The following is a 479-nucleotide window of genomic DNA, read 5'->3' as shown; positions in this document are numbered from 1 at the left end:
ATCCCTTTTCACTTTAACGCCGGCACCCTCAACGTGCCCCGCGACTGGCGGGATGTCAGTATGCTGGTGCTCACCAGCGCCGATGACAACAACGGCAGCAGCTTCACCCTGTCCCGCGACACCCTGCCCTGGGGCCTCGACTTCCCCCAGTTTGCCGAGCGCGAAATCACCTCGCTCAGTCAGCAGCTGAAAGACTGGCAGCTTATCGCCCAGGAACACGGCCAGCTCAATGGCGGCGATACCCTGACCGCCGAGTTCACCTGGGCCGCCCCGCAGGGCCCCCTGCATCAGCTGATGATGATGCTCAACCTGCCACACCAGGTGCTGATACTGACCGGGACCTGCAACGGCACCATGACCCCGGCTCAGCGCGAGCAGATGCTGGCCATCATGACCTCGTTTCAGCCCCGTTTTAGTGATGAGCCATAATGTCCGGGAGGGGTCATGAGTGTATTGATGATGGCCTGGCTGGGGGCCGG

Annotated in this window: 1 protein-coding gene; it reads left to right on the top strand. The window is 62.2% G+C overall.

The window, feature by feature from the left end; translation table 11 throughout:
- Positions 1-429: DcrB-related protein (locus ACGF49_RS24825; protein ID WP_387493407.1), on the top strand; the 429-nt coding region annotated here is incomplete at its 5' end.
- Positions 430-479 lie beyond the last annotated feature (50 nt).

It is taken from the genome of Photorhabdus sp. RM96S, assembly GCF_042879335.1.
Lineage (GTDB): Bacteria > Pseudomonadota > Gammaproteobacteria > Enterobacterales > Enterobacteriaceae > Photorhabdus > Photorhabdus kayaii.
The sequence above is the reverse complement of the archived record's forward strand: the minus strand, read 5'-3'. Positions and strand labels throughout refer to the sequence as shown.